The sequence below is a fragment of the Streptomyces sp. NPDC041970 genome (assembly GCF_055588985.1).
Map to the genome: position 1 here is coordinate 73675 of NZ_JBVJCD010000028.1, position 7298 is coordinate 80972.

General features: G+C 75.2%; 8 protein-coding genes. 4 read left to right on the forward strand and 4 right to left on the reverse strand.

Annotation, left to right across the window (positions count from 1 at the left end; all coding sequences use genetic code 11):
- Positions 1-18: 18 nt before the first annotated feature.
- Positions 19-828 carry a LysR family substrate-binding domain-containing protein gene (locus tag ACZ6EJ_RS16060; protein ID WP_469267693.1) on the reverse strand — a complete coding sequence of 270 codons (810 nt, stop codon included), beginning with the start codon at positions 826-828 and terminating at the stop codon, positions 19-21.
- A gap of 58 nt (positions 829-886) precedes the next feature.
- Here ACZ6EJ_RS16060 and ACZ6EJ_RS16065 point away from each other — a divergent pair, with 58 nt between their 5' ends.
- The gene (locus ACZ6EJ_RS16065) at positions 887-1279 is read left to right on the forward strand and encodes a DUF5997 family protein (protein ID WP_469267695.1); all 393 of its coding nucleotides are present in this window, start codon (positions 887-889) and stop codon (positions 1277-1279) included.
- 103 nt (positions 1280-1382) lie between these two features.
- Here the strand turns inward: ACZ6EJ_RS16065 and ACZ6EJ_RS16070 are convergent, their stop codons facing one another.
- Together ACZ6EJ_RS16070 and ACZ6EJ_RS16075 are read right to left on the reverse strand one after the other, a co-directional pair.
- Positions 1383-1880, reverse strand: a complete 498-nt coding sequence (locus ACZ6EJ_RS16070) for a peptidylprolyl isomerase (RefSeq protein WP_469267697.1) — start codon at positions 1878-1880, stop codon at positions 1383-1385.
- Positions 1877-3403, reverse strand: a complete 1527-nt coding sequence (locus ACZ6EJ_RS16075) for an aminotransferase-like domain-containing protein (protein ID WP_469267698.1) — start codon at positions 3401-3403, stop codon at positions 1877-1879. The genes ACZ6EJ_RS16070 and ACZ6EJ_RS16075 overlap by 4 nt, the downstream gene beginning before the upstream one ends.
- Here ACZ6EJ_RS16075 and ACZ6EJ_RS16080 point away from each other — a divergent pair.
- Both ACZ6EJ_RS16080 and ACZ6EJ_RS16085 read left to right on the forward strand, forming a co-directional pair.
- Positions 3402-4436 (forward strand): DMT family transporter, encoded by a 1035-nt coding sequence (locus ACZ6EJ_RS16080; protein WP_469267700.1) that lies wholly within the window; start codon positions 3402-3404, stop codon positions 4434-4436. The two genes, ACZ6EJ_RS16075 and ACZ6EJ_RS16080, sit on opposite strands and share 2 nt — an antisense overlap.
- Before the next feature lie 48 nt (positions 4437-4484).
- Complete coding sequence (locus ACZ6EJ_RS16085) at positions 4485-4694, forward strand: DUF1918 domain-containing protein (RefSeq protein WP_469267701.1); 210 nt, start codon at positions 4485-4487, stop codon at positions 4692-4694.
- A 54-nt stretch (positions 4695-4748) separates the two neighbouring features.
- On the opposite strand, the gene ACZ6EJ_RS16090 is transcribed toward ACZ6EJ_RS16085, so the two are convergent.
- Positions 4749-6032 carry a glycoside hydrolase family 10-like protein gene (locus tag ACZ6EJ_RS16090; protein ID WP_469267703.1) on the reverse strand — a complete coding sequence of 428 codons (1284 nt, stop codon included), beginning with the start codon at positions 6030-6032 and terminating at the stop codon, positions 4749-4751.
- A gap of 198 nt (positions 6033-6230) precedes the next feature.
- Here ACZ6EJ_RS16090 and ACZ6EJ_RS16095 point away from each other — a divergent pair, with 198 nt between their 5' ends.
- Positions 6231-7091, forward strand: a complete 861-nt coding sequence (locus ACZ6EJ_RS16095; RefSeq protein ID WP_469267705.1) for a 3-hydroxybutyryl-CoA dehydrogenase — start codon at positions 6231-6233, stop codon at positions 7089-7091.
- Positions 7092-7298: the final 207 nt, after the last annotated feature.

Here is a 7298-nt window from a genome sequence, read left to right on the forward strand (position 1 = left end):
CCGGGCCGCGGGGCCCCGCTACCGCCCGCGGGGCTTTCCGCGCTTGCCTCCGCGACCGGCGGTCTTCCCGCCCCTGGTGGCCGCGCCCGAGGCGCCCCGGCGGCCGGCGCCGCCGCGGTCGCGTCCCCCGCCGCCGGTGGCGGAGCGCTGCGCCCCGCCCTTGTCCTTGGCCGGTTTCCGCGCCTTCTCCGGCTGCTGCGGCGCGGCCGCGCGGCCGCGGGTGCTGTTGACCGTGCGCCCCCGGACGATCCCGATGAACTCCTCCACCAGGTCGGGGGTGGTCTCCGCCTCGGGCCAGGACAGGGCGACGCGCGACTCGGGGGCCTCCCCCTCCCGCACGGGGCGGTAGGTGAGGTCCTTGCGGTGGTGCAGGCGGGCCAGGGACTGCGGGACGAGGAGGACGCCCACCCCGGCCGCCACGAGTTCGATCGCGTCCGCCGTGGTGGCCGGGCGTTCGAAAGCGGGGCGGCCCGGCAGGGTCTGCCAGTCGAGGGGGTCGTCGAGCGGGTGCAGGACGATCTCGTCGGCCAGCTCGTCGAGCGACACCTCCTCCGCGGCGGTCGCCACGTGGTCCTTGGGGACCACGACGACGGTCGTCTCGGTGTAGAGGGGGATGGCGCTCAGGACGCTCCGGTCGACCGGCAGCCGTACGAGGCCCGCGTCCGCGCCGCCGTCCGCCAGCAGTCCGGGGGCCTCGGCCGCGGTGGCCTGGACCAGCTCCAGGGGGGTGGCGGGCAGCCGCTCGTGCCAGACCCTCACCCACTTGGTGGGCGTCACGCCGGGGACGTACGCGAGCCTGAAGGAAGAGGGGATGTCCGAGCCTGTCACGTGGCCAGGCTACCGGTCGGTGGTCGAAGGCGTGTCCCGCGGTCGATACCCTGGACCCATGACGTCGCACAAGACCGCCCAGACCATGAAGCCCGCCACCGCGGCGAAGAAGCTGGGTGTGTACCTCCAGGCCACCCCCGCCGAGTTCCAGGAGGGTGCCGTCTCGCGCACCGAGCTGAACGCCCTGCAGAGCGACCCGCCCGCCTGGCTGGTGGAGCTGCGCCGCACCGGTCCGCACCCCCGCCCGGTCGTCGCGGCGAAGCTCGGCGTCTCCATCGCGGGGCTCGCGCGCGGCGGGGTCACCGAGCCGCTCACCACCGAGCAGATCGACGCGCTGAAGAACGAGATGCCGGAGTGGCTCCGCGCGGAGCGCGCCACGCAGGCCGAGGTCCGCAAGGAGGCGGCCCGCATCAAGGAGCGCGACGCGGAGCGGGCCGCCCGCACCGACTGACCGCCCCTCGTACGACGGACGCCCGGCCGACGCGGCACATCGCGTCGGGCCGGGCGTCCGGTCGTTCCGGGGTCCGAAGGCCCCGGCGGCGCCCCTGGTCGGGTCAGAGAGCGCCGGACTCGGCGATGGTGACCTTCGCGCGGGTGCGGCCGTTCGGGCTGCCGAGCGACTCGATCTTGCGGACCAGGGCCATGCCGTCCTCGTCGGCGACCTCGCCGAAGACGACGTGCTTGCCGTCCAGCCACGGGGTGAGCACGGTCGTGATGAAGAACTGCGAACCGTTGGAGTTCGGTCCGGCGTTGGCCATCGAGAGCAGGCCGACGCGGTCGTGCTTGAGCGTGAAGTTCTCGTCGGCGAACTTCTCGCCGTAGATGCTCTTGCCGCCGGTGCCGTCGCCGCGGGTGAAGTCGCCACCCTGGAGCATGAAGTCCGGGATGACGCGGTGGAAGGACGAGCCGGCGTAGCCGAAGCCCTTCTCGCCGGTGGCGAGCGCGCGGAAGTTCTCGGCCGTCTTGGGGACGACGTCGTCGTACAGGTTGAACGTGATCCGACCGGCGGGCTGGTCGTCGATGGTGATGTCGAAGTAGACCTTGGTTGTCATGGTGACATCCTCACATTCCCCGCCGCGGGAGGCGAAACGCGGGTCGGATCGACGCGGCCGGCGTCGGCGGGCGAGGCGGGCACCCCTTCCCACGCGGTACGGAGCCGGCGCACGCCCTCCGCGATCTCCGCCGGTCCCGAGGCCCCGGCGAAGCTCAGGCGGAGATGGGCCGCCGGGGGCTCGGCGCAGAAGTACGGGCGGCCGGGGGCGACGGCCACCGAGGCCCGCAGGGCGGCCGAGACGACGGCGGACTCGTCGGTCGCCGTGCCGTCGCCGCCGCCCGGAAGGCGCAGCCAGAGGCTGCCGCCGCCCGCCGGGAGGCGCGGCGGGGCGATCGCGGGGAGCTCGCCGCGCAGGGCGGCCGCCATGACCGTGCGGCGGTGCCTCAGCTCGGCCGCGACGGCGGCCAGGTGGCGGGGCCAGGCCGGGGAGCCGACGAGTTCCAGCGCGGCCTCCTGGAGCGGCCGGGGCACGAAGAAGCTGTCGACGACCTGGATGGCGCGCAGCCGTTCGCGCACCGGGCCCCGCGCGGCCAGCGCGCCGACCCGGAAGCTGGGCGAGGTGGCCTTGGTCAGGGAGCAGACGTGGACCACGACGCCGTCGGGGTCGTCGGCGGCCAGCGGCGCGGGCAGCGGTCCGGCGTCGTCGTGGACGAGCCGGCGGGCGAAGTCGTCCTCGACCACGAACGCGCCGGCCGCTCGGGCGATGGCCAGCACCTCGGGCCGGCGCTCGGGCGCGAGGGTGGCCCCGGTGGGGTTGTGGAAGAGCGGTTGGGTGACGAGGACCCGTGCGCCGGTGGCCCGGAACGCGTCGGCGAGCAGCTCGGGGCGGATGCCGTCGGCGTCCATCGGGACGGGGACGGGGCGCAGCCCGGCGGCTCGGGCGACGGCGAGCATTCCGGGGTACGTCGGCGACTCCACGAGGACCGGGGCCCCCGGCGGGGCGAGCGCGCGCAGCGCGGTGGCCAGCGCGCTCTGGCCTCCCGCGGTGATCAGGACGTCGGCGGCGGAGAGGGCGGGCCCGATCTCGCGGGCGAACCAGGACCGCAGCTCGGGCAGCCCGTCCACAGGGGGGCGGCTCCACGCCTCGGGCCTGCGGCCGGCGCGGGCCAGGGCGGCGGCCATCGCCCGCTCGGGCTGGAGCGAGGCGTGGAGGTAGCCGCCGTTCAGCTCGATGACGCCGGGCGGCGGTGCGGCGAGGGTGACCAGCACGCCGGAGGCGTCGACGGTGCGCGGCACCGCCTCGGGGCCGCCGTCGCCGCTCAGCGACACCTCCTGCCAGGAGGTGTCACCGGGTGCCGGCAGGGCCGTGCGGGGCTGCGCCCGGTAGGCGCCGGAGCCCGGCCGGGTGACGACGAGCCCTTCGGCGGCCAGATGGGCGATGGCCCGCGAGACGGTGACCGGGCTGACCCGGAAGCGCTCGACGAGCGCGCGGCTCGACGGCAGCTTTCCCCCAGGAGAGTAGCGGTCCAGCTCCGCCCGGAGGACGCCGGCCAGCTCGGACACGCTGCTACGCTCATGCATGAGAGCAGACGATAGCGCTACCTCCCCTTCCCCGATAGCGGTCGCCGACGCGGCGACCGCCCCGGCCGCGGTGCCGCCGGGCGGCCGGTCCCGTTCCCCGCGCGCCGCCGCGACCGGTCCCGGTCGGCGGCCGGCCCCACCGGGCGGCCGCCGCGGCGCGGCGCTCGCCGGGCTCGGCGTCGTCGCCTTCTCGCTGACCTTTCCGGGCACCGCCTGGGGGTTGGAGAGCTTCGGCCCGTGGTCCCTGGTGGCCCTGCGCGGCGTGCTCGCCGCCCTGATCGCGGGCGGGGTGCTGCTGGCCGCGCGCGTCCCGCCGCCGGAGCGCCGCCACTGGGCCGGGCTCGCGGTGGTGGGGGGCGGCGTGGTGGTGGGCTTCCCCCTGCTGACGACGCTGGCGCTGGAGACCTCGACCACCTCGCACGCGGCCGTGGTGGTGGGCCTGCTGCCGCTGACGACGGCGGTCCTGGGGGCGGTGCGCACCGGCGAGCGCCCCCCGCGCGCGTTCTGGGCCGCCGCCGTCGCCGGGGCGGCCGTGGTGATCGCCTTCACGGTGCGGGAGAGCGGCGGGGCCCTGGCCGCCGGGGACCTGTACCTGTTCGGCGCGCTGCTGGTGTGCGCCGCCGGGTACACCGAGGGCGGGCGGCTGGCCCGGTCGATGCCGGGGTGGCAGGTGATCGGCTGGGCCCTGGTCCTGTGCCTGCCGCTCGCGGTGGCCGGCTGCGCGGTGGCCCTGCCGCTCGAACCCGTGCACCTGACGGTCCGGGGCCTGGCCGGGCTGGTCTGGGTGGCCGGCGTGTCGACCTTCCTCGGGCTGTACGTCTGGTACCGCGGCATGGCCGCGATCGGCGTCGCCCGCGCCAGTCAGCTCCAGCTCGCCCAGCCGCTGCTCACCCTGGTGTGGTCCTGCCTCCTGCTCGGCGAGGAGGTCTCGGCGGCGGCTCCGGTCGCGGCGGCGGCGGTCCTCGTCTGCATCGCCGCCACCCAGCGGGCCGGCCGGCGCCCGGCACGTGAAACCGCGCCCGTACGGTCATAGACTTGTCGACATGGACCACCCTCTCCCCTCGCGAGGAGGCGACTTCCGATGGAGGCGCACGCGGGCGACCGGCTGCTGATGCACGGCAGGACCGTGGGACAGCACGACCGGGTCGCGGAAATCGTCGACGTACTCGGGGACGGGGGCGCGCCCCCCTTCCGGCTCCGCTTTCCGGACGGCCACGAGTCCCTGATGTCCCCCGGCCCCGACAGCGTCGTCCAGCACATCGACGCGCCCAGGAGCCGTCAGCCGCAGTAGGAGGGCCGGGCCGCCGGCCGTCGCGCGCGGCGGCCCGGCACACTCCCGGCCGGCTCAACGCGGCGGGCGCCCCCGGTGCGGGCGCAGGCGGGCCCGGTCGCCGTAGTGGTCGGCCACCACGCGCCGCATCGCGCCGATCCGGTCGGCCGCGACGCTCCGGGCGGAGAAGAAGGCGTGGCCGCCGACCTCCGCGTGGTTCCGGGCGAGGGCGAGGTGGCGGGAGAGTTCGGCGGGGTCCTGCCAGGCGGCGGGCTGGGCCGGGTCGCCCGCCTTGTACAGCGCCTCCCCCACGTACAGGTCCACGCCCGTGCCCCGGACGGTCGCGCTCCACCAGGCGACGACCTTGGCGTAGTCGGCGGCCGCGTTGCCGATGTGCCAGTACACCTGCGGGCAGATGTAGTCGATCCACCCCTGCTTGATCCACTTGCGGGTGTCGGCGTACAGGTCGTCGTAGGTCTGCACGCCCGCCCGCGTGTCCGACCCCCTCGGGTCCGTCGCGGCGTTGCGCCACACGGCGAAGGGGCTGATGCCGAAGCGGACCTCCGGCTTGATCTCCCGGATCCGCTCCCCCGTCTCGCGCACCAGCCGGTCGGTGTTGTCCCGCCGCCAGGCCGCCCGGTCGGCGAAGCCGCCGCCGTACCGCTCGAACGCCGCGTCGTCGTCGAACGCCTGGCCGGCCACCGGATAGGGGTAGAAGTAGTCGTCCCAGTGCACGGCGTCGATGTCGTAGCGGCGCACGGCGTCCAGCATCGCGTCCTGGACGAAGCGGCGGACCTCGGGCAGGCCGGGGTTGTAGTACAGCTTCCCGCCGTACGGCACGACCCAGGAGGGGTTGCGGCGGGCCGGGTGGGAGGCGGTGAGCCGGGCGGGGTCGGTGTGGTTCGCCACCCGGTAGGGGTTGAACCAGGCGTGCAGCTCCAGGCCCCGGTCGTGCGCCGCGCGCACCGCCCTGCCCAGCGGGTCCCAGCCGGGGTCCTTGCCCTGCGTCCCGGTGAGGCAGGCGGCCCACGGCTCGTACGGCGAGGGCCACAGGGCGTCGGCGGTGGGCCGGACCTGGAGCACCACCGCGTTGAGCCGCAGCTCGACGGCCCGGTCCAGGAACCCGATCAGCTCCGCCTCCTGCGCCGCGGCCGTCAGACCGGGCTTGGAGGGCCAGTCGATGTTCGCCACCGTCGCGATCCACATGCCGCCCAACCCGCCGGCGGAGGCCGCCCGCCGTCCGTCGCCCCCCTCCGCCGCCGCCGGGACGGCCACCGCGTCCCCGGCCGCGCTCATCGCCGCCAGCAGTCCGGCCGCGCTCAGCACGAAGGCCCTTCTCGCCACACCCGTACGCCGCATTCCGCTCGACCTCGTCCCTCTGCTCCCACCACGGCCCCGATAGCCGTGGGTAACGGCATCATGCCCGTCCGTGTCCGCCGTGACCCGCAGGTCGCCCGCGTCGGCGCGCGGAGTAACGTCGGGGGGTCGAGGCGGGCGCCGGAATCACACGGACCCTGCGATACGGAGAACGGCGAAAGGCACGAGGTGACGGACTCTATGGCCGACATTGCACGCGTCGGAGTGGTCGGCTGTGGCCAGATGGGCGCGGGCATCGCGGAGGTGTGCGCACGCAGCGGCCTCGAAGTGGCGGTCGCCGAGACCACCGGCGAAGCGCTGGAGATCGGCCGCACCCGTCTGCACAACTCCCTCTCGAAGGCCGCCGAGCGGGGCAAGATCACCGCGGAGGAGCGGGACGAGGCCCTCGGCCGGCTGAGCTTCACCACCGACCTCGGGGAGTTCGCCGACCGCGACCTCGTCATCGAGGCCGTCGTGGAGAACGAGCAGGTCAAGACCGAGATCTTCCAGATCCTGGACCAGGTGGTGACCCGGCAGGACGCGATCCTGGCCTCCAACACCTCCTCGATCCCGCTGGTGAAGCTGGCCGTCGCCACCTCGCGCCCGGACCAGGTCATCGGCATCCACTTCTTCAACCCGGCCCCGGTGCAGCGGCTCGTCGAGCTGATCCCCGCGCTGACCACGTCGGACGAGACGATCCGGCGCGCCGAGGCCGTCGTCCAGGACGTGCTCGGCAAGCACCCGATCCGCGCCCAGGACCGGTCCGGGTTCGTCGTGAACGCGCTGCTGATCCCGTACCTGCTCTCCGCGATCCGGATGTTCGAGTCCGGCATCGCCAGCCGCGAGGACATCGACAACGGCATGGAGATGGGCTGCGCCCACCCCATGGGCCCGCTCAAGCTCGCCGACCTGATCGGCCTGGACACCGTGGCCTCGGTCGCCGACTCGATGTACACGGAGTACAAGGAGCCGCTGTACGCCGCTCCCCCGCTGCTCCAGCGGATGGTCGACGCGGGGCGGCTCGGCCGCAAGACGGGGTCGGGGTTCTACCCGTACGCCTGAGCCCCGCGCACACGGGAGCCGGCCCCCGCACGGTGCGGGGGCCGGCTCTCTCGTGCCTCCTCCGTCCGGCGCGCGGATAGGGCCGGGGTAAACGGAAGGGGGGGGGGCGGGGGGGGGGGGCCCCCCCCCCCGCGCCCGACGGGGGTGCGCCACGCGCCGCGCCGCCTCCCGTCGCTTGGTGGGGGGGGGGAAAGAGGCGTTTATGGC

Excerpts from the sequence above, each read along its gene's own strand:
- ACZ6EJ_RS16065 (WP_469267695.1), top strand. The coding sequence starts at position 887 with ATGACGTCGCACAAGACCGCCCAGACCATGAAGCCCGCCACCGCGGCG.
- ACZ6EJ_RS16070 (WP_469267697.1), bottom strand. The coding sequence starts at position 1,880 with ATGACAACCAAGGTCTACTTCGACATCACCATCGACGACCAGCCCGCC.
- ACZ6EJ_RS16080 (WP_469267700.1), top strand. The coding sequence starts at position 3,402 with ATGAGAGCAGACGATAGCGCTACCTCCCCTTCCCCGATAGCGGTCGCC.
- ACZ6EJ_RS16075 (WP_469267698.1), bottom strand. The coding sequence starts at position 3,403 with ATGCATGAGCGTAGCAGCGTGTCCGAGCTGGCCGGCGTCCTCCGGGCG.
- ACZ6EJ_RS16085 (WP_469267701.1), top strand. The coding sequence starts at position 4,485 with ATGGAGGCGCACGCGGGCGACCGGCTGCTGATGCACGGCAGGACCGTG.
- ACZ6EJ_RS16090 (WP_469267703.1), bottom strand. The coding sequence starts at position 6,032 with ATGCGGCGTACGGGTGTGGCGAGAAGGGCCTTCGTGCTGAGCGCGGCC.
- ACZ6EJ_RS16095 (WP_469267705.1), top strand. The coding sequence starts at position 6,231 with ATGGCCGACATTGCACGCGTCGGAGTGGTCGGCTGTGGCCAGATGGGC.